General features: G+C 63.3%; 22 protein-coding genes and 1 tRNA gene. 9 read left to right on the top strand and 14 right to left on the bottom strand.

Annotated features, from left to right (window positions below; genetic code table 11):
* Positions 1-63: 63 nt before the first annotated feature.
* Positions 64-1,281 carry an SMP-30/gluconolactonase/LRE family protein gene (locus ABIA90_RS36110; RefSeq protein WP_354120250.1) on the bottom strand — a complete coding sequence of 406 codons (1,218 nt, stop codon included), beginning with the start codon at positions 1,279-1,281 and terminating at the stop codon, positions 64-66.
* 269 nt (positions 1,282-1,550) lie between these two features.
* On the opposite strand from ABIA90_RS36110, the gene ABIA90_RS36105 reads away from it, so the two are divergent.
* The 6 genes from ABIA90_RS36105 to ABIA90_RS36080 all read left to right on the top strand — a co-directional run bounded on the left by ABIA90_RS36105 (position 1,551) and on the right by ABIA90_RS36080 (position 9,992).
* Complete coding sequence (locus ABIA90_RS36105; RefSeq protein ID WP_354120251.1) at positions 1,551-1,805, top strand: hypothetical protein; 255 nt, start codon at positions 1,551-1,553, stop codon at positions 1,803-1,805.
* A 549-nt stretch (positions 1,806-2,354) separates the two neighbouring features.
* Positions 2,355-3,917: a 2-isopropylmalate synthase gene (locus ABIA90_RS36100; RefSeq protein ID WP_063981681.1), complete on the top strand. Its 1,563-nt coding sequence runs from the start codon at positions 2,355-2,357 to the stop codon at positions 3,915-3,917.
* A 173-nt stretch (positions 3,918-4,090) separates the two neighbouring features.
* On the top strand, positions 4,091-7,693 hold the full coding sequence (locus ABIA90_RS36095) for a beta strand repeat-containing protein (protein ID WP_354120252.1): 3,603 nt from the start codon (positions 4,091-4,093) through the stop codon (positions 7,691-7,693).
* Positions 7,694-7,915: 222 nt separating this feature from the next.
* Complete coding sequence (locus tag ABIA90_RS36090; RefSeq protein ID WP_063981683.1) at positions 7,916-8,929, top strand: TRAP transporter substrate-binding protein; 1,014 nt, start codon at positions 7,916-7,918, stop codon at positions 8,927-8,929.
* 198 nt (positions 8,930-9,127) lie between these two features.
* Complete coding sequence (locus ABIA90_RS36085; protein ID WP_155794966.1) at positions 9,128-9,736, top strand: Spy/CpxP family protein refolding chaperone; 609 nt, start codon at positions 9,128-9,130, stop codon at positions 9,734-9,736.
* Positions 9,737-9,916: 180 nt separating this feature from the next.
* Positions 9,917-9,992, top strand: a tRNA-Lys gene (locus ABIA90_RS36080).
* Between the two features lie 154 nt (positions 9,993-10,146).
* Here ABIA90_RS36080 and ABIA90_RS36075 read toward each other — a convergent pair.
* Complete coding sequence (locus ABIA90_RS36075; RefSeq protein WP_354120253.1) at positions 10,147-10,494, bottom strand: hypothetical protein; 348 nt, start codon at positions 10,492-10,494, stop codon at positions 10,147-10,149.
* 444 nt (positions 10,495-10,938) lie between these two features.
* Between ABIA90_RS36075 and ABIA90_RS36070 the strand changes: the two genes are divergently transcribed.
* Positions 10,939-11,676, top strand: a complete 738-nt coding sequence (locus ABIA90_RS36070) for a sensor histidine kinase (protein ID WP_354115939.1) — start codon at positions 10,939-10,941, stop codon at positions 11,674-11,676.
* A gap of 87 nt (positions 11,677-11,763) precedes the next feature.
* The gene (locus ABIA90_RS36065; protein ID WP_063981767.1) at positions 11,764-12,390 is read left to right on the top strand and encodes a response regulator; all 627 of its coding nucleotides are present in this window, start codon (positions 11,764-11,766) and stop codon (positions 12,388-12,390) included.
* A gap of 118 nt (positions 12,391-12,508) precedes the next feature.
* Here ABIA90_RS36065 and ABIA90_RS36060 read toward each other — a convergent pair whose 3' ends face one another.
* The 8 genes from ABIA90_RS36060 to ABIA90_RS36025 all read right to left on the bottom strand — a co-directional run bounded on the left by ABIA90_RS36060 (position 12,509) and on the right by ABIA90_RS36025 (position 20,245).
* Positions 12,509-12,778 (bottom strand): twin-arginine translocation signal domain-containing protein, encoded by a 270-nt coding sequence (locus ABIA90_RS36060; RefSeq protein ID WP_354120254.1) that lies wholly within the window; start codon positions 12,776-12,778, stop codon positions 12,509-12,511.
* A 125-nt stretch (positions 12,779-12,903) separates the two neighbouring features.
* Entirely contained in the window at positions 12,904-16,032 is a 3,129-nt protein-coding gene (locus ABIA90_RS36055; RefSeq protein WP_354120255.1) for an efflux RND transporter permease subunit, read from the bottom strand.
* The gene (locus ABIA90_RS36050) at positions 16,029-17,273 is read right to left on the bottom strand and encodes an efflux RND transporter periplasmic adaptor subunit (protein ID WP_354120256.1); all 1,245 of its coding nucleotides are present in this window, start codon (positions 17,271-17,273) and stop codon (positions 16,029-16,031) included. The genes ABIA90_RS36055 and ABIA90_RS36050 overlap by 4 nt, the downstream gene beginning before the upstream one ends.
* A gap of 35 nt (positions 17,274-17,308) precedes the next feature.
* Positions 17,309-17,794 (bottom strand): DUF992 domain-containing protein, encoded by a 486-nt coding sequence (locus tag ABIA90_RS36045; protein ID WP_354120257.1) that lies wholly within the window; start codon positions 17,792-17,794, stop codon positions 17,309-17,311.
* Positions 17,795-18,394: a hypothetical protein gene (locus ABIA90_RS36040; protein WP_354120258.1), complete on the bottom strand. Its 600-nt coding sequence runs from the start codon at positions 18,392-18,394 to the stop codon at positions 17,795-17,797.
* A complete protein-coding gene (locus ABIA90_RS36035) occupies positions 18,391-19,527 on the bottom strand; it encodes an AI-2E family transporter (protein WP_354120259.1) in 1,137 nt (378 codons plus the stop codon). Before ABIA90_RS36035 ends, ABIA90_RS36040 begins: the two co-directional genes overlap by 4 nt.
* 51 nt (positions 19,528-19,578) lie before the next feature.
* Positions 19,579-19,815: a hypothetical protein gene (locus tag ABIA90_RS36030; protein ID WP_354120260.1), complete on the bottom strand. Its 237-nt coding sequence runs from the start codon at positions 19,813-19,815 to the stop codon at positions 19,579-19,581.
* Between the two features lie 232 nt (positions 19,816-20,047).
* Entirely contained in the window at positions 20,048-20,245 is a 198-nt protein-coding gene (locus ABIA90_RS36025; RefSeq protein ID WP_063981773.1) for a DUF6894 family protein, read from the bottom strand.
* Between the two features lie 240 nt (positions 20,246-20,485).
* On the opposite strand from ABIA90_RS36025, the gene ABIA90_RS36020 reads away from it, so the two are divergent.
* Positions 20,486-21,196 (top strand): Bax inhibitor-1/YccA family protein, encoded by a 711-nt coding sequence (locus ABIA90_RS36020; RefSeq protein WP_063981774.1) that lies wholly within the window; start codon positions 20,486-20,488, stop codon positions 21,194-21,196.
* 13 nt (positions 21,197-21,209) lie between these two features.
* Here ABIA90_RS36020 and ABIA90_RS36015 read toward each other — a convergent pair whose 3' ends face one another.
* From ABIA90_RS36015 to ABIA90_RS36000, 4 genes are all read right to left on the bottom strand, one after another.
* A complete protein-coding gene (locus ABIA90_RS36015; protein ID WP_028152030.1) occupies positions 21,210-21,713 on the bottom strand; it encodes a DUF1269 domain-containing protein in 504 nt (167 codons plus the stop codon).
* A 187-nt stretch (positions 21,714-21,900) separates the two neighbouring features.
* Positions 21,901-23,649 carry a complex I subunit 5 family protein gene (locus ABIA90_RS36010; protein ID WP_354120261.1) on the bottom strand — a complete coding sequence of 583 codons (1,749 nt, stop codon included), beginning with the start codon at positions 23,647-23,649 and terminating at the stop codon, positions 21,901-21,903.
* 23 nt (positions 23,650-23,672) lie between these two features.
* The gene (locus tag ABIA90_RS36005) at positions 23,673-24,014 is read right to left on the bottom strand and encodes an NADH-quinone oxidoreductase subunit K (protein ID WP_354120262.1); all 342 of its coding nucleotides are present in this window, start codon (positions 24,012-24,014) and stop codon (positions 23,673-23,675) included.
* Positions 24,011-24,940, bottom strand: coding sequence for an MnhB domain-containing protein (locus tag ABIA90_RS36000; protein WP_224580856.1), 930 nt, complete (start codon positions 24,938-24,940; stop codon positions 24,011-24,013). Before ABIA90_RS36000 ends, ABIA90_RS36005 begins: the two co-directional genes overlap by 4 nt.
* Between the last annotated feature and the right edge of the window lie 5 nt (positions 24,941-24,945).

The raw sequence follows: 24,945 nt of genomic DNA, 5'->3' as shown, positions 1-24,945 counted from the left end.
TACAGCATCATTCGGCGCCGGCGGGGCACGCCGGCGCCGTGTCGTGATCCTGCTCGTCCCGCGTCAGCCTGGGCCGGCGCCTTGCGTCGCCGTGTACACGGCGTAGAGCGACTGGCTCGCGGCCATGAACAGGCGGTTGCGCTTGGGGCCGCCGAAGCAGACGTTGCCGCACACTTCCGGCAGGCGGATGCGGCCGAGCAGCTTGCCCGCCGGCGACCACACCGTCACACCGCTATAGCCGACGGCGCGCCCGGCGTTGCTGGAGGACCAGACATTGCCGTTGACGTCGCAGCGCAGGCCGTCGGGCCCGCACTTCACCCCGTCGATCACGCAGTCGCTGAACTTCTTTCCATTGGAGAGCTTGTTGTCGGCGCCGACGTCGAACACGAAGATCTCGCCCTTGCCGCCGGGCCCGGTGTCACCCGGTCCCTTGCCGGTCGAGGCGACGTAGAGCTTCTTGTAGTCCGGTGAGAAGCACAGGCCGTTGGGATCGGGCACCTGCTCCTCGGTGACGACGAGGTCGATGCGGCCCGAGGGATCGATGCGATAGCAGTTGGTGGGCAGCTCGCGCTTGCCCGGCACGAAGCCGGCCGGCTGTCCGATCCGCGGATTGAGCTTGCCGCCTGCATTGCTCGGGCCGCCCGCGACGTCGGGCTCGCCTTCATAGAGCTGGCCGCCATAGGGCGGGTCGGTGAACCAGTAGCTGCCGTCGGGATGCGCGGCGATGTCGTTCGGCGAGTTCAGGCGTTTGCCCTGGTACGAATCCGCGAGCACGGTGGCGGTACCGTCATGCTCGTAGCGCGTCACCCGCCGGGTCAGATGCTCGCAGGAGAGCTGACGGCCCTGGAAGTCGAACGAGTTGCCGTTGGAATTGTTGGAGGGCGTGCGGAACACGCTGACGCGGCCGTCGTCCTCGGTCCAGCGCATCTGCCGGTTGTTGGGGATGTCGCTCCAGAGGAGATAACGGCCCTGCGCGCTCCAGGCCGGGCCCTCGGCCCACAACAAGCCGGTGTAGAGGCGCTTGATCGCGGTGTTGGGCTGCGCGAGATCGTCGAAGGACGGATCGACGGTGATGATGTCGGGGTCCGAGAAATAAGTCGTCGGCGCGCCGTTGGGACCGAAATCGCGCGGCGGGGTGGTGATCGTCGTTGGCGGTGCGGCAGGTCCGGTCTGGGCCAGCGCAGGGCCGGCCACGGTCGCCGCGGCGCCGAGCGCAAGTCCCCGCACAAGTGTTCGTCGTGAAAGCGCAGCATCCTGGTCACGCTGCTCTGGGCGTTTCATCGCGTCCTCCCGGTTATGTTCGGCTGGCCGGTTGATCCGGCCGAGCGGACGAAGGTTAGTCCGGTCCGCGGCCGGTTGCGAGGGGCAGGTACGCATCCTCCGCGCGATGCCGCGAGAACGCCGCAACATCGCCGCATTGCGGCGGTGCAAGGCGACAATTCGTCCCGCCCGCGCGCGGTTAACCGGAAGCGGTTTTAGGGCCTGTCAAGCCTTGACCTCGCCCGCGATGCTGGCAGAACGTCGTCCAGGGGAAGAAGCCGGATCTCATAATGCTAGGTGTCGTCGTCCTGATTGTACTGCTCGCGATCGCGTTTGCGGCCGGCTATTTCACGCGCGACCACGTCTCCCGCAAACGACGCGCGGAGGCGCGCCGCTGGCGCGAATATTCCGAGCCGGACTGGCTTCGCGCCGCTGCACCTGCCAACACCAACGAGGCCGCAGACACCAACGCGGTCGCCACCGGCGAGCTCGGCCAGATGCTGGACCGTTGGGAAAGCCGGGCGCGCGCCCGCCGCGTCGGATAGCCTGACCGCAACCCGGGTGAGGGGAGCGACATCCGGGCGACCTTCCCGCATATCGCTCCGGTCTTGCTAGTCCCTTGCGCTGCCCGGCGACACCGGCATATTTCCAGCTTACGTAATTCGGATTTGCCGGATGATCCGTGCGATGACGGACCGGTCGCCGCGCCGCACATTGCAGATCTGGCGGCAGGTCAGTCCTTCTGACCATCTTTTGGCGTTGCGGTTGCGGCCATTTCTCGTCTAGAAACGGCGCATCGAGCCTCCCGGCAACCAACCGTCAACGGTTTTGACCGAGGATTTGAGGGCTCAAAAGGGTCTGGCAATGCTGATTCGCGGCCAAATCGATGGGATTTCGGGGGAGGTGGCTCTGGCCGCCGCCACGATCCCGGCCGCGCTGCTGCCCACCCTCCTGATTGGCGGCCTTCTTCTTACTTGCCCCTGAGGGCCGGCTGGGCGCCATGCGCCTGGGCGCTCAGGGGTTGGTCGAGATCACCGGACACCTCAAGCGCCCAGCAGACTGACGGCGCAAAAAAGCTCAAAAGGAATTTTGCAATGGCCCCCGTGAACAAGTCCGATAAGGACCGCGTCATCATTTTCGACACCACGCTGCGCGACGGCGAGCAGTGCCCCGGCGCCACCATGACGTTCGAGGAGAAGATCGAGATCGCCGAGATGCTCGACGACATGGGCGTCGACGTCATCGAGGCCGGTTTCCCGATCACCTCCGAAGGCGACTTCCAGGCCGTCAGCGAGATCGCCCGCCGCTCCAAGAACTCGGTGATCGCCGGCCTGTCGCGTGCCAACCCGAAGGACATCGACCGCTGCGCCGAAGCGGTGAAATTCGCCAGGCGCGGCCGCGTCCACACCGTGATCGCGACCTCGCCGCTGCACATGCGCGTCAAGCTGAACATGACGCCGGAGCAGGTGATGGAGCTCTCGATCGCCAACGTGACCCGCGCCCGCAACCAGATCGACGACGTCGAATGGTCGGCCGAGGACGCCACCCGCAGCGAGATGGACTATCTCTGCCGCATCGTCGAGGCCGTGATCAAGGCCGGCGCGACCACCGTCAATATCCCTGATACCGTCGGCTACACCACGCCCGAGGAATATGCCCGTTTCATGCGCACGCTGATCGAGCGCGTGCCGAACTCCGACAAGGCCGTATTCTCGGTTCATTGCCATAACGACCTCGGGATGGCCGTGGCGAATTCGCTGGCCGGCATTGCCGGCGGCGCGCGGCAGATCGAGTGCACCGTCAACGGCATCGGCGAGCGGGCTGGCAACGCTTCCCTCGAGGAAGTCGTGATGGCCATCAACGTCCGCAACGACGTGTTTCCGTGGTGGAACAAGATCGACACCACGCAGCTGACGCGCGCCTCGAAGGTCGTGTCGGCCGCAACCTCGTTCCCGGTCCAGTACAACAAGGCGATCGTCGGCCGCAACGCCTTCGCCCATGAGAGCGGCATCCATCAGGATGGCGTGCTGAAGGACGCCTCGACCTACGAGATCATGCGGCCCGAGATGGTCGGGTTGAAGCAGTCGTCGCTGGTGCTCGGCAAGCATTCCGGCCGCCACGCCTTCGTGCACAAGCTGGAGGAGATGGGCTACAAGCTCGGCGCCAACCAGCTGGAGGATGCGTTCACGCGGATGAAGGCACTGGCCGACCGCAAGAAGGACATCTACGACGAGGACATCGAGGCGCTGGTCGACGAGGAGATGGCGGCCTCCCACGACCGCATCAAGCTGACCTCGCTGACCGTGATCGCCGGCACCCACGGCCCGCAGCGCGCGACCATGAAGCTCGACGTCGACGGCCAGATCAGGATCGAGGAAGCCGAAGGAAACGGGCCGGTCGACGCGGTCTTCAACTGCATCAAGGCGCTGGTGCCGCATGAGGCGAAGCTCGAGCTGTATCAGGTCCATGCGGTGACCGAAGGCACCGACGCGCAGGCCGAAGTCTCTGTGCGGCTGTCCCATGACGGCCGTTCCATGACGGCACGCGCAGCGGATCCGGATACGCTGGTGGCCTCGGCAAAGGCCTATCTCGGCGCGCTCAACAAGATCGTCATGAAGCGCCAGCGCGATACGGTGACGACGGCAGCGGCGAGCTGACGCTTCATCCTCTCCAGTTCATCGGCAAACGCGGCGCCCTCGGCGCCGCGTTTTTCGTTTGGCACACGATCCCGTCATGTGGGGGTGCATCGCAATAAATATGTTATTAACATGTCATGTTAACATTCCATTAACCGGCAGCGTCGCGCGCCCTTGCTGCTGGAGAATTTGGAATGCCCCTTTCCGCTGGTTCGATCGCCTTCACCGGTTTCAACGGTGACGGCAACGATAATTTGTCCTTTGTCGCCCTGACCGACATCCCGCAGGGCACTGTCATCAATTTCACCGACAGCAACTGGAACGGCTCCGCCTTCGCAACCGGCAGCAACGCCGAAAGCACGATCGCCTGGACCGCGACCGGCGCGATTCCCGCCGGCACCGTCATCGACATCAACAACATCGGGAAGGGCACGTTCGGCACCAGCGCCGGCTCGGCCACTTTCACCAATGCCAACAATACCGGCCTGTCCAACGATAGCGAGGTCGTCTACGCCTATGTCGGCACCTCGACCGCGCCGACCTTTCTCGCCGCGATCTCCAATGTCGGCTATGCGACCTCAGACGGCACGCTGACCGGCACCGGCCTCGTTGCCGGCCAGACCGCGGTCAGCTTCACCGGCGGCCTCGACATCGTCGGCTATAACGGACCGCGCTCGGGCTTCGCCAGCTTCGCCGACTACCTTGCCGCGATCGGCAACACCGCCAATTGGGCGACCCAGAACGGCAGCGGCGACCAGAGCACCGACGGCACCACGCCCGACGCGCCGTTCCCGACCACCGCCTTCACCGTGGCCGCGCCCGCCACGCAGACGATCTCGTTCTCGTCGCCGAGCGTGTCGGTTGCCGAGGGGCAGAGCGGCACCAGGACCATGACTTTCACCATTGCGCGCACCGGCGGCACCACCGGCGTGCTCAGCTTCTCCGGCAGCTTCGCGGCCGGCACCACCGATGCGGCCGATTTCGGCGGCACGCTGCCGGCCTCGACCTTCAGCGGCAGCTTCGCCGATGGTGCATCCTCGGCGACAATCACCATCACGATCTCTGGCGACACCACCGCGGAGACCGACGAGAGTTTTGCGCTCACGCTCACCAGCGCCAGCAATCCGGGCGCGGCGGTTACGATCGGCACCGCGACGGCGACCGGCACCATCGCCAATGACGACGGCACTCTCGTCTCCGGCAACTCGTCGAACCCGATCACGCTGGCGAACAACGATCATCTGACCGTCCTCGCCGGCGCGACCCTGTCGGGCTCGACCCCGGTCACCTGGATCGGCGGCAGCACCTCGCCCGGCGCGCTGGTCGACAATTCCGGCACCATCACCGGCACCAGCCGCGCGATCGCCACCAGCGGTTCGACCAGCGGCAGCCTCACCATCAACAACAAGGCCGGCGCCACCATCACCGCGACCAAGGACGCTGTGAAGATCTCGAACCTGGTCTCGGGCAAGAGCGGCACCTTCACCGTCAACAACGAGGGCACGATCTCGTCGACCGGGACCGGCAGCAATGCCGGCCAGGCGCTCGATCTCGACGACATCAATTCGAGCGGCGCCAATACCGTCATCGACAACGCGGCAACCGGCGTGATTTCGGCGGCCGATGCCGACGCGATCCGGCCCGGCGCCAACGCCACCATCAACAATTACGGCCAGATCGTCAGCCACAATGCCTCGACGGCCTCGTCCGGCAACGACGCGATCGACTTCCAGTCGGTCAACACCGGCGGCGTGGTCAACAACTACGCCGGCGGAATCATCGACGGCGCCCGCCACGCCATCACCGGCGACCAGCCGATCACCGTCAACAACGACGGCACGATCACCGGCCGCAGCGGCTCCGGCATCAACATGGACAGCGCGGCTAACACGACGACGGTCGTGACCAACCGCGGCACCATCACCGGCACGGCGGTCGGCGGTGCTGACGCCGACGGCGTCGATGTCGACGGTCTGGTCTCGATCGACAATTTCGGAACGATCGCTGCGGTCGGCCTGACCAGCAGCGCCAACGGCCTCAACGAGGCGCTCGCGATCGGCGGCGGCTTCGTCCACAACGAGGTGGGCGGCCTGATCATCAGCGATCAGCGCGCGATCACCGTGGACGACAGCAATGACGGTAGCGCCTTCGGCGTCATGACCATCATCAACGACGGCACGATCCGCGGCAACAACGGCGAGGCGATCTCGATCGTCGGCACCTTCGGCGACACCGTCACCAACACGGGCGGCATTTTCGGCAGCGTCGCCACCGACGGCGGCAACGATACGCTCACCAACAGCGGCTCCATCATCGGTGACGTCTCGATGGGCGCAGGCGACGACAGCATCAATCTCGCCACCGCTTCGATCGTCACCGGCACGATCGACGGCGGCGACGGCGTCGACACGCTGGTGCTGTCGGGAAGTGGCTCCGGTTCGCTCCTTGGCACCGTCGTCAATGTCGAGAAGCTCGACGTCCAGAGCGGCGTCTGGCGGATCAAGGATGCGTCCGGCTATTCCGACATCCAGGTCGAGAGCGGCGCGGCGGTCGTGCTGGAGGGCTCGGCCAATGGAATGGTGGTTGCCGCGGGCGCCGCGCAGCTGGTGTTCGGTCTTGCCTCGAACTCCGTGATCTCGGGCAATCAGTACATCCAGATTGGCGGCTCGGCCGACGGCACGACGATCGAAGCCGGCGGCGACCAGGATATCCTCGGCGGTGGTATCGCGACCAACACTACCGTGGACGGCGGCACCCAGAACGTCTTCGGCGTTGCGATCCAGACCACGGTCGCGAATGGCGGCTTCCAGCACGTTCACAACAATGCTTTCAACACCATCGTCAATGCTGGGGGTGAGCAGAACGTCTACATCGACGGCAGTGCGACCGGATCCACCATCAATGCCGGCGGCATCCAGATCGATTGGGGCTTCACGATCATCACGACGATCAGCGGCGGCGGTCAGTACGTGTTCGGCTCGGCGAGCCTCACGACGATCAATTCGGGCCTGCAGGCCGTCGAGAGCGGCGGCACGGCCTCGGACACGACGATCCATGGCGGCGGGCAGGACGTCTATCTGGGTGGAACCGCGATCAACACCACCATGGATGGCGGCGTCCAGTCGGTCTATGGCGGCACGGTGGTCCAGACCACGATCAGCAATGGTGCCCTCCAGTATCTCCACGGCAACGCGTCGATCACGACGGTCAACGCCGGCAGCCAGCAGAGCGTCTACGCCGACGGCACGGCGACCGGTACCACGATCAATGCCGGCGGAGTCCAGGTCGATTGGGGCGCCGCCAACGCCACCATCGTCAACGGCGGCGTGCAATATGTGTATGGCAGCGCGACCGGCACGACGGTCCTGTCCGGCACGCAGCACGTGCAGGCCGGCGGCAGCGCTGACGACACCACGATCGGCTCGGGCGCGCTTGCCTTTGTCCATGCGGGCGGCACGATCGACGATGTGATCTTCGCCGGTCCCAATGCCTCGCTGGTCCTGGCCCAGGCGTCGGCCTTCACGGGAACGATCTCCGGCTGGCAGGACCATGACAGTCTCGATCTCGGCGACATCCTGTTCAGCGACAGCCTGACCTCGATGGCCTATGCGCAGAACAACGACAACACCGGCGGCACGCTGACAGTCTCCGACGGCACCCACGTCGCGACGCTGCACTTGCTCGGTCAGTACAGCGCGGCCGACTTTGCGCTGTCCTCGGACGGGCACGGCGGCACCCTGATCACCGATCCGGCGGTCGCGCAGCAGGCCCAACTCGCGCCGGCGCTGCACGGCTGAGGTTGCGAGAGGCGGCAGCGGCGATGGCAGGGTTTCCCTGCCATCGACCTGCGTGAGCCAGTCCAGCAGATTTCGCCTCCGGATACCGCATTTTTGCAAGCCGCCCCCTGCTAAGGGGCAATGGCGCCTGTGCTCGCTTCCCTATAATCCTGCCCTCAAGTCTTGAATCTAGGGCTTGGGGGCGACGGTTCGTGCCCCACCAAAAAACGTGTGGGAGGAAGTATGCGGAAACTCATTTGGGCTGCGGCATCGGTTGCGGTCTTGACCGGGGCGTTGGCCCTGACCGGGCCGGCATCGGCCCAATCGCCGATCATCATCAAGTTCAGCCACGTCGTCGCCACCGACACGCCGAAGGGCAAGGCGTCGGAGAAGTTCAAGGAGCTCGCCGAGAAGTACACCGGCGGCAAGGTCAAGATCGAAGTCTACCCGAACTCGACGCTCTACAAGGACAAGGAAGAGCTCGAGGCGCTCCAGCTCGGCAGCGTGCAGATGCTGGCGCCGTCCAACTCCAAGTTCGGCCCGCTCGGCATCCGGGAATTCGAGGTGTTCGATCTGCCTTACATCCTTCCGGACCTGAAGACGCTGCGGAAGGTGACGGAAGGCCCGCTCGGCCTCCGGCTGCTCAAGCTGCTGGACTCCAAGGGCATCACCGGCCTTGCCTATTGGGACAACGGCTTCAAGCAGATGAGCGCCAACAAGAAGCTGGTCACGCCCGCCGACTACCAGGGCGTCAAGTTCCGCATCCAGTCCTCGCGCGTGCTCCAGGCCCAGTTCAAGTCGCTCGGCTCGCTGCCGCAGGTGATGGCGTTCTCGGAAGTCTATCAGGCGCTGCAGACCGGCGTCGTCGACGGTCAGGAGAACACCTGGTCGAACATCTATACGCAGAAGATGCACGAGGTGCAGAAGTACATCACCGAGACCAATCACGGCTACATCGGCTACGTCGTGATCGTGAACAAGAAGTTCTGGGACGATCTGCCGGCCGACATCCGCGACCAGCTGTCGAAGGCGATGAAGGAGGCGACCGACTTCAACAACGCGCAGTCGCAGAAGGAGAACGACGACGCGCTGGCGGAGATCAAGAAGAGCGGCAAGAGCGAGATCATCAAGCTCACGCCGCAGCAGGACGAGGCGATGCGCAAGGCGATGGAGCCGGTCTACAAGGACGCCGCAGGCCGCGTCGGCCAGCCGCTGATCGACGAGTTCCTCAAGGAATCGAAGAGCACGACGAACTGATCAGGATCGACATCAATGAAGGGGCTTCCGTGCAGCCTGCGCGGAGGCCCTTTTTGTTGCAAAACATTTCAGTCTGCATCTGAATGGACATTCAGGGGAGTTACATCTTCGTAAGAACGCTCTCTCTGTCCAAGTTGTAAGTTGCGCGTCAGCCGTCCGGCGCTCATCCTCACCGGCATCCTTCCAGAGGAGGTCCGAATGAGGAAGTTCACCATCGCCGCCATCGCCGTGCTCAGCATCGCCGGCTCGGGCGCGGTCTATGCCCAATTTCATCGCCCGTGGATGGAGCACTTCCGCCACGTCCGCATGAACCCGGAGGACCGTGCCGCCTTCGTCGACGCGCGGATCGCCGCCGTCCATGCCGGGCTGAAGCTCAACGCCGACCAGGAGAAGCTGTGGCCGCCGGTCGAGGCTGCCGTGCGCGACTTCGCCAAGCTGCGCATCGACCGCGCCAACGCGCGGATGAATGCCGGCCCGGGTGATGCCGGCAAGAACGCCGACAAGCCCGAGGATCCGGTCGCCCGCCTGCGCCAGCGCGCCGAGGACATGGGCGCGACCTCCGCCGCCCTGAAGAAGATCGCCGATGCCGCCGATCCGCTCTACAAGACGCTCGACGAGGGCCAGAAGCGGCGCCTTGCCGTGCTGACCCGCCACCGTGGCCCGTTCGGCGGCGGTGGGGACGGCCCGTCCCGACACTTCATGGAACGGGGCATGGACCGCATGATGGAGCGCGGCATGGACCGCTTCCACGGCGACCGTTTCGACCGTGACGGCGGCCCGGACCGGGATCGCGAGGGCCGGCTCTGAGCCTCCCCGTATTTCCCGAGGAATTAACCCCGGGATTGGCCTTGGCGAAGCCGCTGGAATCCAGCGGCTTTTCGCATTTTCGGGCCTGTGGAAGAACCTTGGAAAACATGCGCCACATCGCTTGCCATACCCGGATCGCTTTGCTAAACGACCGGCCTCGCAAGGCATTGACCGCCTTTCGGGCGCATAGCTCAGTTGGTAGAGCAGCTGACTCTTAATCAGCGGGTCCCAGGTTCGAGCCCTGGTGCGCCCACCATATCGAAAGCCCTATTAGCGCAGGGTTTTTCCATTTCAGGCGACAGAGCAAAGCGCGTATCGTGCGACGCTTTTGGTGGTCGGACATCGCACCGTGCGTCGACTTGGCGATGTTCGCGAGATGTTCTTGCTGGTTCGCATCACCGTCGCGCTCGTCATCTCGCATGGTCGCCAGTATCGTCCATGACTTGTCGCACGCCCACAAGAGCGTCGCGTTTCGTCGCAGTTGTGACGTTTCGCTGGCCGACGTCGAGGATGTCCCTGGCGAGATAGGCGCACAAAAACGCTGCCAGCGCCGTGACCATCATGTAGACCGAGACTGGCCAGCTCGCGTCGCCACTCCACTGCACCAGCAGCGTCGAAATCAGTGGCGTAAAGCCGCCGACGACAGTGCCGCTGACTTCTTTTGCGAAGACGAGACCAGTGTAGCGGATCCGCGTGTCGAACAGCTCCGAATAGAACGCCGCGATGGATCCGGAGATCGATGCGACGCCGAAAGACAAGCCGACGATGCCTCTGTTGATTTCCGAATTACGGGATTTCAAAGAGGTGGCCCGGGCGGAATATGGAAAGACGTCTTACCTAAACAGCGGCGGACTGTTCTGCGGCGCAACACCCTCGCCGGGACCGCTCGATTGCTGCCGCCGCCGTCAAGCGGGCGATGACACAGCGCGCAGATTGACGGACGCGTCTTCATAATCGCGTTTTCGCCGACCCGCATGCTGCTCCTTACCTGCAGCTCCTTGATTTGAATCAGGGAGCATCGCGCCAAATTTGGGATGCTCGGCACGGCGGGGATTGGCTGCCTAGAGGATTTCTACGTAGTGGCTTATACTGATTGCGTGGTCGGTGTGTCGCGGCGGTAGGCTAAATTTATCGGAGAGTTGTCTGCATATGCCAGGAAACTAGCGGTGCGAAAGTTAGCACTGCAGGAAGGCGAGTGTATCATGTCCCTTCAGGAGACACCGGTCAGCCGACATGTTCGAAATGCCTCCGGAGGATCGAGGCATGCGCGCAAGGCGAATTCCGAACGGCTCGCTCTGCAGGAAGAAGTTCATCGTCAAATTGCTTCGGAGCTTCACGATTCAACGTGCCAGCATCTGGTGGCGGCGAGCCTCATTCTGATGCAAGTAAGGAGTGCGCTAGGCGATCCTCTGAAGGCGACGAGACATTGCGACCAGCTCGACATCTCGATCGATCGCGCTATGAAGGAATTGCGGTCTCTCACATATCTGCTTCACCCTCAGGACCTGTTTGAAGGAGGGCTCAGGACGACAATCGAGCAATTCGCAGAAGGGCTCGCAGCCCGAACGCCGCTGAATATTGAGGTCTCGATATCGTCCGCGGTCGACGGCCTGCCATACGGGGCGCAGCGAGCGTTGCTGAGAATTGTTCAGGAGGCCCTGACGAACGTTTACCGCCACGCCAAGGCGACACAGGTCGTCATAACTATCGGGACGAGGGACAGGAAGTTCAAGCTCGAGGTCCGAGACGACGGACAAGGCATGGTCGCTGCAGATGGCGCATGCCGCTTTCGTCCGTGGGCACCCGGAGCGGGAATCCGTATCATGCGAGCTCGATTGCAAGAGATGGGAGGGCAGCTTGAGATATTATCGGCACCCACAACGCTGCGGCGCGGAACCATCCTGCGCGCGACCTTTCCATGCGCTCTTGCGCGCGAGTGAGATGGCCCGGTTGGAGATGCTGCTGAAACGCAGCGCCCATCGTTCGTCCAGGTTCTCTTGCGACAAGATCATCGAGGCAGCCCTCTCATGAAACGAATTCTCATTGCTGATGATCATGATGCTGTTCGATCCGGGCTACGGGCGGTCCTCGAGCAGCGGCCGGGTTGGATGATTGTCGCCGAGGCGTCCGACGGAAGATCGGCATTTGAGGCCGCTCTCAAAGAGCGGCCCGATGTTGCGATCGTCGACTTCTTCATGCCGCGCATGACGGGACTGGAAATAACTCGAGGAATAAAAAAACATCTCCGCGAAACTGAGGTGCTGATCTTTACCGCGCACGAATCCGGAGTGCTGGCTCAAGAGGCGCTTCAGGCGGGTGCGCGCGCGTTCCTGGTCAAGTCGGACGCAAACAAGCTGCTGTTGGCTGCCGTTGAAGCGCTAATGGCACGTAAGCCATTCGTTGGCGGACGATTTTGTGGTCAGTCGGGTCGAGAAGACGAAGCCGGCGAGGGGCATGTGAAGCTGTCTCCGCGAGAGCGGCTCGTTGTCAAGCTCGTGGCCGAGGGGTACAGCAACAAGGGTATCAGCGCGATGCTGAGCTCGAGCGTGAAGACCACGGAAACGCATCGGGCGTCGGCCATGGGAAAACTGGGGGTCAATTCGATAGCTGGACTGGTCCGCTACGCGATCAGAGCTAAATTGATTGAAGAGTGAACGAAATCAGCGGCTGCCGGCCCGCCGCGCTTCGCAACCGATCGCGGCGGTGAAGCAGAGCTGATCGCTGCGGAAGCGCAACTCTGTCCTTTCCCTTCAGCAAGGGGATCGCGGACGGTCACCTCCACCGCCACCCGCAATGGCGGCGACCGCGATGCCACCAGCAAACCCAACGGCGCCTGCGCGGTCGCGGCCGCCCCCAACCGGGGCCATGCGGAGGCCCCCACTGCGCCTGCGTTGCGAGATCCGTGGTTATCGCGGCCCGTCCCAGATTTGCGGCGACCGGCATAGCCTCCGCTGACGAAATGAAACGAACGCCGATTGCGCCGACAGCTGCGGCGGCGACGGCACCCTGCGCAAGGAAAGCACGACGTGTGGGAGCGTTCATTGTTCTTCTCTACTTGTTACGCAGTTTCAAGCACGGACTACGGTAGCGGGGGAACGGCAACGCCGGCATCCGTCGAAACCCTGAGCAACAGGCTCGCAGTATTCCCGCCGTCCTGGATACTCGGGTCACGTGGTTTGCGCCGGGACCGGTCGTGCCTTCGCGCGCTCGCGCAGGCGTTGAAACGTGACGTAGAGCATCGGCACCATAAAAATCCCGATTGAGCTTGCGGCGAGCATGCCGGCAAAAACAGCGGTCCCGACCGCCCTGCGGCTCAGCTCGGCGGCGCCGGTTGCGAGTACGAGCGGGAGGAGTCCAAGAATGAAGGCAACCGAGGTCATCATCACCGCGCGGAACCGCATATGCGCCCCCTGGATCGCGGCCTCCGCAAGCTCTGTGCCGGCTTCCCGTCGTTCCTTCGCGAATTCCACGATCAGGATGCCGTTCTTGGCGGCAAGCGCGATCAGCACCACGAGGCCAATCTGGCCGTACAGATCGAGATTGAGGCCGGCGATTTTAATACCGATATATGAGCCTAGAACGCCGACAACGACGGAGAGCAGCACCGGGATCGGGATCACCGTGCTCTCATACAGCGCCACCAGGAACAGATAGGCGAACAGCACGGCGAGCGCGAGCACCATCCCGGTTTGTCCTGCTGCCTGTTGCTCCTGATAGGCGGTGCCGGTCCACTCGAAACTGTAACCTGCAGGCAGCACGTTGTTGGAGATCTCTGCCATCGCTGCCATCGCGGTGCCGGACGAGACGCCTGGCGCCGGGCTGCCGTTCACCGTCACTGAACGATAATTGTTGTAGCGGGTAATGACCTGAGGCCCGGTTACGATCTTGATGCCGGCGAGCGACCGCATCGGAACCATCTGACCCGTGCTATTGCGGACATAGATGCGCCAGATATCGGAAAGGTCGGCGCGATCGAGCGCCTCCCCCTGCACGTTGACCTGCCAGGTACGTCCATAGAGGTTGAAATTGTTGACGTAGATGCCGCCCAGCGTCGCCTGAAGGGCCGTGAAGATATCGCTGATGGTCACGCCAAGCGCCTGCGCCTTACGTCGATCGATGTCGAGATAGATCGATGGATTGGTCGCGGTGAAGGTCGAGAACACTCGCGTCAGCCGCGGATCGGCATTGGCCGCTCCGATCAACGCACCCGTGACACTGGAGATCGCGGCGGGGCTCTGTCCTTCCAGCGCCTGGAGCTGGTACTCGAACCCGCCTGAGGTGGAGAGTCCGATGATCGGCGGCATATTGAACGGCAGTACATTGGCCTGCCGGATTTGCGCGCCGGCTGCGTAAGTCTGCCGGATCAACGCCTGCACCGAATCCGCGGCCGCCTTGCGATCGGCAAACGGCTTGAGGCGCGTCACCACCAGCGCGCTGTTGGGCTCGGACGCCCCGTCAAGCAGGGAGAAACCAATGATGGCCAGAACATGGTCGACGGCCGGCATCTCCTTCAGGACGTCCTCGATCTGTTTGGTGACTTCACTGGTCCGCGCAACGGATGCACCGTCCGGCAACTGCACCGAAGTGAAGAAAGCGCCCTGGTCTTCCTCGGGGAGGAACCCTGTCGGCGTCAGGTGCGACATCCCGAAAATGCCGACTGCGAACACGGCGACCAGGATGAGGGAGAGACTGGCCACGCGCAGCAGCCGTCGTACGCCGCTGCTATAGCCATCGCGGATCCAGTCAATGCCGCCAAGAACGTGGCCGATCATGCCGCGCCGGGGTCCAGTATGCCGCAGGAACAGCGCGCACAAGGCGGGCGACAAGGTCAGCGCATTCAGTGCTGAAATCATCATGGCGGCGCTGATCGTCACCGCAAATTGCCGAAACAGCGTGCCGGAAATGCCAGGAATGAAGGCGATCGGAGCAAAGACGGAGAGCAGCACCAACGTGATCGCGATGATCGGTGCCGTGATCTGCGTCATCGCCTTCTTGCTTGCCTCGACTGGCGAAAGATCCGGTTCCTCCTCCATCACTCGCTCGACGTTCTCCACGACGACGATGGCGTCATCCACGACGATGCCGATGGCGAGCACCATCGCGAGCAGTGACACGGTATTCGCGGAATAGCCAAGCATCAGCAGCACCGCGAAGGTGCCGACCAGGCTGACCGGTACGGCAATGGCTGGTATCACCGTGGCCCGAAGATTACCGAGGAACAAATAAACCACGATCACGACCAGGACGAAGGCCTCTCCCAGTGTCCGCAGAACCTCCGAGATGGTGTCCCGTACGAAGCTCGTGGAATCGTACTGCACGAGATAGCTCAACCCCGTCGGGAATCGCTTCGATAGCCGCTGCATCGTCGCCGCGACCGCCTGCGCCGTCGTCACGGCATTGGCGCCCGGCGCCAGATAGATCGCGAGAGGCACCGCGGCGCGCCCGTCGATCCGCGCTTCGCTGTCGAGGTTCTGCGCGCCAATCTCGACCCGGGCGACGTCCTTGACGAGCAGCGTCGAACCATCCGGGTTGGCGCGCAGCACGATATCGGCGAACTGGTCGACCGTCGCGAGCCGTCCCAGGGTCTGGACGTTGAACTGGAATTGCTGGTCGTCGCTGATTGGACGCGCGCCGATGCGGCCGACCGGCGCCTGGACGCTTTGCGTTCGAATTGCCGCGATCACGTCCGAGGGCGTGAGATTGAGGCTGGTCAGCCGCTGCGTATCGAACCAAATCCGCATCGAGTAGTTCATCTTGGCGAACAGGTGAGCTTGGCCGACACCGGGCGTGCTGGAGATCGCATCGAGTATGTTGATGATCGCGTAGTTGGTGATGAACAGCGGATCTTGCTGGCCGTCGGCACTGTAAAGCACCAGAAATTGCAGGATCGCCGACGATTTCTTTTGCACGGTCACGCCCTGCTGCTGCACCTCGGTGGGCAATTGCGACAGCGCGCTCTGCACCCGGTTGTTAACATTGACGGTGTTGATATCGGGATCGGTGCCAAGTGCAAATGACACCGTCAGGGTGTAGCTGCCGTCGTTGCCGCTCGTCGATTTCATATAGAGAGCTCGGTCGACGCCGATCACTTGCGCTTCGAGCGGTTGAGCGACGCTGGCCTCCACGACCTCGGCAGACGCGCCGGGAAAGGTCCCGGCAACCGTGACCTGCGGTGGCACAATGTCCGGAAATTGCGCCACCGGGATCCGTGTCAGCGCGAGCGCACCTGCAATGGTGATGATGAAGGCCACGACCATCGCAAGTCGCGGGCGATCGATGAACACGGCGGACATCATGGCTTTTTGTCCCCCGGGCGCGGATCAGTTGAACCGCCATGGTCCGGCTGCGAAGGCGCGTCGCCTGTGCCAACCTTCATGCTCGACTGGATCAGCGCGCTCGCCGGGCCCGGAGAAACCGCCTGACCCGGACGAACTCTTTGCAGGCCTTCGACGATGACCTTGTCGCCCGCCGCGAGGCCGCTGATGACGGAGGCGATGGTGGGCGTCGATTGCCCCAGCTTGACGCGGCGTTGTTCGGCCTTATCGCCGGCGCCAACGGCGAGGACATAGTCACCCTGCTGGTCGGACAGCACCGCCGAACGCGGGACCGCCAACACTTCGATGGGCTGGACACCTTCCAGCAAGACCGTGACGAACTCGCCGTCAGTCAGTTCGTGAACGGTTACGCCCGCGGCGGACGGCGCGCGCAGGATCGGGTTGGCGATCTCGCCGCGCACGGTGATCGTGTCCGTGTTCTGGGCGATGGTGTTGTCGACAAAATCCAGCTTGCCGGACTTGCCATACATGCGGCCATTGGGCAGCCGCAGCCGGATCACCACGGCTTCCAAGCCTCCCTGCGGACCATAGCGTTCGCGTAGTTCGAGCCCCTGGCGCAACGGCACCGGGAAGGTGACGTACATCGGATCCTGGCTGACGATCGTGGTCAGGACGCCCGAGCTGGGACCGACGACATTGCCTTCGGTCACGGCCGTACGTCCGATCTTGCCGTCGATCGGCGCGCTGATCATGGTGTAATCGAGGTTGATCTGTGACGCATCGACTTGTGCCTGCGCGGCCTGGACCTGGGCTTCCAGGCTGCGTTGGTTGGCGATCGCCGCGTCGTAGGTCGATTGCTGACCGGCCGGCCCGCTGAGCAGCGTACGCGCCCGGTCGGTCGTCAGCTTGGCGTTCTCGAGCATCGCTCGGAGCTGGGCCACCTGCGCCTGCTTTGACGCGAGATCGGCCTCGAACGGACCGCGCTCAAGCCGGTAAAGCGGGTCGCCCTTCTTGAGCTCGGCACCCTCGACGAACAACCGCTGCTCCAGGAATGCGGTGACGCGAGCCACGACATTGACGCGATTGACCGCCTCGATCCGCCCGAGAAATTCGTTGGTCTCGGTGATCGGTCGTCTGGTCGCTTCCACGATGCCGACAGCGGGCGGAGGGCCTGCGGCTGGCTGTGTCCAGCCCGTGCCGCCAGCGATGAATGTCAGGAAACCCGCCGCCAGCATCCTGACCGAGACGTCCGCAAGGTCCATTTTCCGCTCCTTGCTCCGGGGGGCGGGACAAGCCGCTATCCCGGTCCGCGCGGGCCGAGTGTCAGGTTCGTAACGCCTGCCGCAAGGTTCAATCCGATCGATCGCTCGATCGACAGAGGCTGGAGCGTAATCGTCCGGCGAGAGCCTCCGATCAGAACGTTCGCTCCGAGACCGGGGCCGAACGCGACATTGCCGCTCGCCCCCACGTAGTTCCCGCGCAGCGTGCCGGGGCCGACGCGCGAGTTCCTGGCGAAGACGGCCCATGAGAGGGTTCCTGCGCTGGTCACGCCGATGTCGAGACCAACGCGCCTGATCCGTCCGTCGTAGACGTACTGCCGGGTCGGGCGTCTCGTGATGAATATACAACGAAGCTCCTGCGCGGAGCCAAGCACCAGCCCAACGCGCGGAGTGCTGGTGCATACGAGCCGGCCGACTCTGAAGGCCTCGGCGCGTGCGGGAAGGGCGTCGGCGCACATCAAGGCGGATCCAGAGATGATCGCAAGAAGCAGGTTAATGCGCATTCAGGCCTCCATTTGACTTCCGGTGTCGGTTGACGAACTCCCTGGGCTGCGATCCTGGCGAAGCCAGAACGTGATGCCGAGGCCGATCAGCAGGACGGCGCCCAACAGGAAGAAGATGATGGATTGCTGTAACCAGGATATCGCCGGAACCGTGACGCCCATCGCAAGGCCGAGGAAGGCAATTTGCGGCGACAGAAGACTGACGCCCGCAAGGAAGGTGCCGAGCGCAAGTAATGTGAGAAGGACGAGGCTGGTCGCCGGCGTCGGCAACAATTGCTGAACGCCTGACACCAGCATGATGTTCATCGTGACCAGGACGGCAACCCAGTGCAGCGCCTGGGTCCAGATCAGTCGCCACCGGGCCTCCTTGCCATCGACCTCCGGCCATTTGTTGATGACGCACACAACGCCGATGGCAAGCGCGAGAAATTCCCAATAGCCAACGAGAGGCTGGTGAGAGGCGTTGGTATAGGCGACGCCCGCGACGGCGAGCACCAGTGCAATGATGTAGGGAAGTTGCTGCCACAGAAAATGTGTCATCCGCGCGTGCGCCGGGGATGGCTCCATTCCATTGTTCCGTTCGGCTCGAATCTCGCTCATGGCGCGCCCATTTGCAATGGTCCCTTGTTGGACATGCGACCGCTGTTATCGCCGAGGTAATCCTCGACGTAGAATCTGATGATCGCGACCCGGCCGACCGCGACCAGCGGCATGGCGAGTGCGATACCCATCACGCCCAGCATTGCGCCCAACAGTACGATCGCGACCAATGTCCATGCGGGAGGAATTTCGACCGCCTGGCGCTGGATCAACGGGCCGATCACATAGCCCTCGATCGATTGAATGATCGTGTAGATGACGACGGCCCAGATCAGCAGCGATGCGCCGAGCGGCATCGCGACGAGCGCGATCGGGATCGCGGCAAGGATGGGTCCCAGATACGGAACGAAGTTGGAAAGGCCCGCCTGCAGCCCAAGCACGAAGGGGCCGGGAAGCCCGATCAGATAGAGCGCGACCCACACGCACAGTGTCATTAGGATGATGCGGATCAGCTGTCCGACGAACCACAGCCGCAGGACGTTTCCCATCTCGTTCATTACGGCGCGTGTTCGGGCGCGGTAGGAAGGCTTCGCCAGCATCACGAGACTCTCGCGATGGCTGGTGGGATCAAAGGCGAAGAGGATACCGAGGAACGCGATCACCAGCACACCGGTCAGAAAGCTCGACGCTCTGCCAACGACGAGCTGGGCGTGGCTGAAGAACCGGCCTTGATCGGACAGCAGCCATTGCGCAAAATCGCGCCCCGATTCCGGACCAAGCAGATCGACGCCGTAGGTCAGAAGGCGTTGCTGCAAGACGTCGAACTGGGTGTCCATGACCTTCAGCAGGATGCGTGTTTGCTCCGGCAGCTTGCCGCCTCCCCAGACGAGGCCTAGTCCGACCAAGGTGGTGAGCAGCAGCAGCACGAATGTCAGCCGCCAGACACGATTGAGTGGAATTAGTAGCGCCAGTGCGCGTGCGGCGGCATCCAGAAAGGCAGCAAACAGTACGCCTGCGAAGATGATGAGAAGACTCGAGGCGGTTTGCCATACGAGGAAGAGAGCAACGCAAGTGGCGAGCAGGGCGAGACCCGTTGCGAGAAAGCCGCGCCGCCTGTCGGTCATGCCCTGGTCTGGAGGCTCACGGACCACGACCTCGCGCGGTTGCTCTTGTCCTGTCCTCACGTCGCTCATCGATCGGGTGTCTCGGCGGCGGATTGCAATGACGAACTGTCGCGCCGGGGCTCAGGTGCGAACACGGCGGCTGCCATAATGGGGATGCGAGCCGCCGCGATGACGCCAGTAGCGATGCTTGGTGGGGTTCGTATTCGTATTTGGCGCGGCGGTGCTTGGGGCAGGTGTCGTGACCTGCTTTGGCACGGATGCGGCCGGATTGGTCGTCTGCGCCTGGGAACTGGTCGACTGCGCGGTCGCAATCGATCCGGCAAGGATCAAGGCACCGCAAATGGTCCGAACATTCATGTTTGTCTCCAACTGACCCACAACAACACTTCAGATCGAGATAGCGCCGACGGCCAACGCATAGACGCGGACGCGTGCGGCGAGCCCTCAACCCCGGAGATGAGGTGGGCGGAAGGGTCGAATTTGAACGGGGTAGGCCGGCCACCCTCGGTTACGAGACTAGAGGCAGCTTCTCGGTCGGCGCATCAGGGATTCTATGTAGAGGGCGAGGCAGGAAATCGGTCGACCGCCTCTAATGAGGACTTGCCGATCCGGGCGCAGCGGCCGGGGCGACCAGCACGAAGCTCGCGCGGAACAACTCGCCTGCCTTGGCGAGTTCAGTCGCGATATGCCTGGCGTGCAGAACGGCGGCGTCATGGTCGGCGCACTCGCATCCAATTCCGTCCGGACAAAGGCCGTTCTTGTCGACGATGTGAAAGAAGTAGCGCATGCGAACGGATTAGGCCGGTGCGTGACCAGCTTCCAGTGACAAAGGTGTAAGAGTCCAGGCAAAAAGGATGAGAAGCCTGGGGCAACCCAAGGTTACGTTTCGGTAAGTCGCTCTGGCGGATACGGGTATCCCGAGATAGGGTGATATATCTTCCGGCGCTCGGGTGATCATCCGATGTCCCCGCAGGGGCCGGACCGCTAGCTTGGTTTGTTCATGCGAACCAATCCGAGGAGGCAAGCGATGTCGAATTATGATCCGAATCTGACTGCCTCGGGCACTGGTGGCGGCGCGCTTGCGATCGATCCCGGATTGCGCGCCTACATGCTGCGCATCTACAATTATATGGCCGCGGGCGTGGGCCTGACTGCAATTGTGGCGTGGCTGACGTATCAGCTCATGGGTCCCGCATTGCTCGAGAGCCCGTTGATGTGGGTTTTCATCCTGGCGCCACTCGGGCTGGTGTTCTTCATCGGGGCGCGCATCAATACGCTGTCGGTGGAAACGGCGCGCATTCTGTTCTTCGTCTATGCCGCGCTGGTCGGCGTTTCGCTCTCGACGCTGCTGCACATCTACACCAGCGCCTCGATCACGCGCGTGTTCTTCATCGCGGCCGCGATGTTCGGGGCACTCAGCGTCTTCGGCTACACCACGAGGCGCGACCTGTCCGCGGTCGGCAGCTTCCTGTTCATGGGCCTGATCGGCATCATCGTCGCAAGCCTGGTCAATATTTTCCTGAGGTCGACGGGGCTCGATTGGTTGATCTCGATCGTCGGCGTTGGCGTCTTTGCGGGACTTACGGCCTATGATACGCAGCGGATCAAGGCGATGTACGAGAGCAGGGACGATGCGACGACGGCAGGCCGCAAGTCGGTGATCGCGGCACTGTCGCTCTACCTCAACTTCCTCAATCTGTTCATGATGCTGCTGCGCCTGCTCGGCGGTAGGCGGTAGGCGGTAGGCGGCTTCAGGCCGCCGGCCGCTCCGCCGCGCTGGCGAGCGCATCGCGCAGGATCTTTTCCTTGGTCTCGTCCAGGGACGTTTTCAACACGACTCCGCCGGCATCCTTGATTTCCTTCAATACCTTGTCTGCCGTCATGTTCTTGATCAGGACGAAGAGCGCGGCGTTGCCGGTGTGGAGCGAAGCGGACAGCTCCTTCATGAAGGAATCGTTGATGCCGAAATCGGACAAGGCGCCTCCAAGCGCGCCGGACGCAGCGCCGACCGCGACACCGATGATCGGATTGAGGAAGAGCACGCCGACCAGGAGTCCCCAGAAGCTGCCGGTAATCGCGCCCGTCGCCGTGGTGTTGACGAGCTGGTTGAGCTTGATGTTGCCGTTCTCGGCCTTGACGGCGATCACTGCGTCACTGATGGTGATCAAATATTCCTTTTGCAGTTTGAGCAGCCGAGTTCGGACTTCTTCGGCCTTTGCTTCGGTCGGGTATACGATCGCAACCAGATCAGACATGGAGACCTCCTGGGCATTCCCGCAGGGACCGCGGGAAGACTGATGCCAACTGCATGGCGCGGAGACTAAACGGCGAATTGCAAGCTCGACATCCGAGAAAACCCTTGGGCGCGGGAGAGACTGTTCCGGATCATTAGAGCAGGGGAATCCCTCGGCCCGATCTGCGCGATCCGGCTGTTCTGAGTCTTCAATTTGCTGCGAACATCGACGCGGCGAGCAGCAGCGACACCAGGAGCAGGGAGATGCCCGCGGCGGACCATTGACGGAGAACTTCGTCGCCTCTTTCGATAAGGCTGCCTAATCTAAGACAGCCGCGCCGGAGCGGACCGACGACTCTAATGAGCGCTTTCCAGGCCGCGGATGAGCCCAGCGGGTGTGGCCACGGGCTGAGCAGGATCGCGAGCGCCGCGCCTCCCAGCACAGGCAGGAGCAATTTGGATAGCGCGTCGATGCCGAACAGCTTCGATGTGGCATCATACGGGACCGGCAAATACGAATCCCAGGGCAGCAAGCCAAGGAACAGAGAACAGAGGGCCAAGGCAAGTGCAGCAAGGTCCCGGCTGAGCGGTGCTGGGCCGATGAGGGTAATCGGCTGGTCTGATGGCGCGAACGCATGGGACAGGACCAGTACGACATAGGCGGTCGTGAACATTCCGCCGGCCTGGAGCACGACGGCCCACCACCACTGCCCCGTCCTCGCCGTGTCCTGGAGCAATAACTCCTTCGCGAGTGACGCTCCGCTCGGTTGAACACCCATCAAGGCGATGCCGCCAATCGCGAACGCCAGGACGCTCAAGGGCAGGGCCCGTGCGACACCTCGCAGCCCGGTGATGCGATCGTGGCCGAGCCCGGTGTAGATTGATCCGACGGCCATGAACATCGCCGCCTTGGCAGTCGCATGGGAAACTGCCTGCAACAGGCCGCCCGCCAGGGCCTGGTTACTTTCGAGCTTCCCGGACGTGCCGAACGCAAGAGGAAACATCAGGAAGAGATATCCAATCTGAGCCAGCGTCGAATATGCAATCAGGAGCTTGAGGCGCTCTTGCCGGAGAGCGACAACGCTTCCGAACACGATCGCTCCGGTTCCCAGCGCTGCGAGCAATTGTGCGGCAGCCAAGCCGGGCAAACCTGGCATGACGTCGAACCAGAGCCGCACGAGGATGAAGAACGATCCCTTCACGACCAAGGCGGACAGGATCGCGCTAGCTGCGGCCGGTGCGCCGGCGTGAGCGGGCGGCAGCCAGAGGTGCAACGGAAAGAGTGCAGTTTTTGCGAGGAGACCGGTCGTCATCAAGGCTGCCGCGATGAGCACGCCGGAGTCCGCGCTCACGCGATGCGACAACAACTGGATATCAAGGGTGCCGTAGAGACCATAGAGCAGCGCGGTGCCCATCAGGTAGAGGACCGAGCCGAGCAGTGCGAAGAGCAGATACCGCAGCGCGGCCCGAAGCGTCTCCGCGCGACCGTCGAGAGAGACCAGAGGCACTGCGGCGAACGTCAGCAATTCCAGCGCAACATAAAGCGTGAAGAGGTCTCCCGCGACGAAGATCGTGTTCAGCGCGCCCCAGATTGCCAGAAGCAGGATCCAGAATGCGAAAGGTGCGCGCGCTTCGACAGATTGGGGACGAAAATCGGTTGCGGCAAAAATAGCGACCGCGCAGATCACGACCGCCGTCGTCGCGAGCATGACCGCCGACAATCCGTCCGCGCGGAGGGCTACGCCGAGCGGCGGTGGCCAGGCGCCGAGTAGGTAGACGAGGTGGCCGTCGCTCCGAGGCAAGAGCACGAGAACGGCGAGAGCAATCGCCAACCCGACCGGTACGACCGTGGAGGCAACCTGCCGGACGTAGCGCTGGCCGAGAGCGAACGCCAGCAAGACGCCCGCGACCGGCATGACGATCGACAGCACCAGCAGGAAGCCGCCGGCGGTGGTCACCAGCGCGGGGGCGGGGGGCAGCATCAGTGACCGGACGGATCGGAGCGCGGGCTCGCCGCCGCCCGACTGTCGAGCGTCGTGGAGCCGGCGATCTGAAAAAGCCGCAGCAACAAGGCGATCGCCAGAGCCGTTGCGGAAAACGCGACCACGACTCCTGTGATCACCAGGGCCTGCGGCACCGGGTCGTTGCCAAAGCCCGCTGCGGCGCCTCGGCGCCCGACGATGCCGAACAGAAGAAACACGCCGCTGCCGAGCAGGTTGAATGCGATGATCTTGCGAAGCGGTTGCGGATTGGCAATCAGGCCGTAGAGCCCGAGCCCGACCGCCGCGGCGGCGCATAGTCCGAAAACCGTCACGGCGCTCATCGCTCAGCGCTCCTTTCAGGTGCACCGGCGAGCAGCAGGCCGAGCGTCGTCGCGATCGTCAGGAGCATCGCGACTTCAATGCTCAGAATTAGCGGCTTGGCGAACGCAACGGGATAGGCAAGGAACGCCGACCCAAAACAGAGCCCGCCAAGGCCGACGGCAAGGAACAGGCCGGGGCCGCCCACCAGGATGAGACGTAGCCATCGACTGCGCACGGGCGGGGTATCCACCAACCCGGCCATGATCACCAGCAGCCACATCGATGCGAGAACCGCGCCGCCCTGAAATGCTCCGCCGGGGTGATCGGCGCCCGTCCACAGGATGTAAATGCCGACCACGATGCCGGCGGGTGGCAACAGGCGCGCAAGAAAGGCGAGGACACCATTTGGATCAGCCTGGTGGCGTGGTCCGGGACGACCGCCCCAGGCCTGGTCCGACGCAAGCGACCAGACACCGACGATGGCGAGCAGGAGCACGACCTTCTCGAGCATGGTGTCCATTCCGCGGAATGCCATGAGCACGTTGGTGACGGGGTTGGTCATTCCGGTCGCCCCGGCATTCGCGACGACGGCGGGCGCGAGCGTTGGCGCCGGATCGGGCAGCAGCAGGATCGTGACGGCCAGCGCTGCCGCGATCGACGCGGACAGTATGGCCGCGCTCAAGCGCACGATCAGGCTGGGCCCTTCCGTTGTCATCGCCTCGGTATCGCGCAGCCGGGCCGCCGCACCCAACAGCACGACGCCGCCCAGGCCTCCGCCAATTGCAGCCTCGGTCAGCGCGACATCGACGGCGTCAAGACGGACCCAGATCAGCGCAACCAGCAGTCCGTAGGCGATGAAACCGACCGTGGCCGAATAGGTGTCGGGGACGGCGATCGTCCAGATGGCGAGGCCCAGCACCACGGCGGCGAGCGCGATCTCGAACACTGTTG

This window comes from Bradyrhizobium sp. LA6.8 (genome assembly GCF_040547935.1).
Classification (GTDB): domain Bacteria; phylum Pseudomonadota; class Alphaproteobacteria; order Rhizobiales; family Xanthobacteraceae; genus Bradyrhizobium; species Bradyrhizobium barranii.
The sequence above is the reverse complement of the archived record's forward strand: the minus strand, read 5'-3'. Positions and strand labels throughout refer to the sequence as shown.

Coding starts and splice junctions, on each gene's coding strand:
- ABIA90_RS36110 (WP_354120250.1), bottom strand. CDS start 1,281: ATGAAACGCCCAGAGCAGCGTGACCAGGATGCTGCGCTTTCACGACGA.
- ABIA90_RS36105 (WP_354120251.1), top strand. CDS start 1,551: ATGCTAGGTGTCGTCGTCCTGATTGTACTGCTCGCGATCGCGTTTGCG.
- ABIA90_RS36100 (WP_063981681.1), top strand. CDS start 2,355: ATGGCCCCCGTGAACAAGTCCGATAAGGACCGCGTCATCATTTTCGAC.
- ABIA90_RS36095 (WP_354120252.1), top strand. CDS start 4,091: ATGCCCCTTTCCGCTGGTTCGATCGCCTTCACCGGTTTCAACGGTGAC.
- ABIA90_RS36090 (WP_063981683.1), top strand. CDS start 7,916: ATGCGGAAACTCATTTGGGCTGCGGCATCGGTTGCGGTCTTGACCGGG.
- ABIA90_RS36085 (WP_155794966.1), top strand. CDS start 9,128: ATGAGGAAGTTCACCATCGCCGCCATCGCCGTGCTCAGCATCGCCGGC.
- ABIA90_RS36070 (WP_354115939.1), top strand. CDS start 10,939: ATGTCCCTTCAGGAGACACCGGTCAGCCGACATGTTCGAAATGCCTCC.
- ABIA90_RS36065 (WP_063981767.1), top strand. CDS start 11,764: ATGAAACGAATTCTCATTGCTGATGATCATGATGCTGTTCGATCCGGG.
- ABIA90_RS36060 (WP_354120254.1), bottom strand. CDS start 12,778: ATGAACGCTCCCACACGTCGTGCTTTCCTTGCGCAGGGTGCCGTCGCC.
- ABIA90_RS36055 (WP_354120255.1), bottom strand. CDS start 16,032: ATGATGTCCGCCGTGTTCATCGATCGCCCGCGACTTGCGATGGTCGTG.
- ABIA90_RS36050 (WP_354120256.1), bottom strand. CDS start 17,273: ATGGACCTTGCGGACGTCTCGGTCAGGATGCTGGCGGCGGGTTTCCTG.
- ABIA90_RS36045 (WP_354120257.1), bottom strand. CDS start 17,794: ATGCGCATTAACCTGCTTCTTGCGATCATCTCTGGATCCGCCTTGATG.
- ABIA90_RS36040 (WP_354120258.1), bottom strand. CDS start 18,394: ATGAGCGAGATTCGAGCCGAACGGAACAATGGAATGGAGCCATCCCCG.
- ABIA90_RS36035 (WP_354120259.1), bottom strand. CDS start 19,527: ATGAGCGACGTGAGGACAGGACAAGAGCAACCGCGCGAGGTCGTGGTC.
- ABIA90_RS36030 (WP_354120260.1), bottom strand. CDS start 19,815: ATGAATGTTCGGACCATTTGCGGTGCCTTGATCCTTGCCGGATCGATT.
- ABIA90_RS36025 (WP_063981773.1), bottom strand. CDS start 20,245: ATGCGCTACTTCTTTCACATCGTCGACAAGAACGGCCTTTGTCCGGAC.
- ABIA90_RS36020 (WP_063981774.1), top strand. CDS start 20,486: ATGTCGAATTATGATCCGAATCTGACTGCCTCGGGCACTGGTGGCGGC.
- ABIA90_RS36015 (WP_028152030.1), bottom strand. CDS start 21,713: ATGTCTGATCTGGTTGCGATCGTATACCCGACCGAAGCAAAGGCCGAA.
- ABIA90_RS36005 (WP_354120262.1), bottom strand. CDS start 24,014: ATGAGCGCCGTGACGGTTTTCGGACTATGCGCCGCCGCGGCGGTCGGG.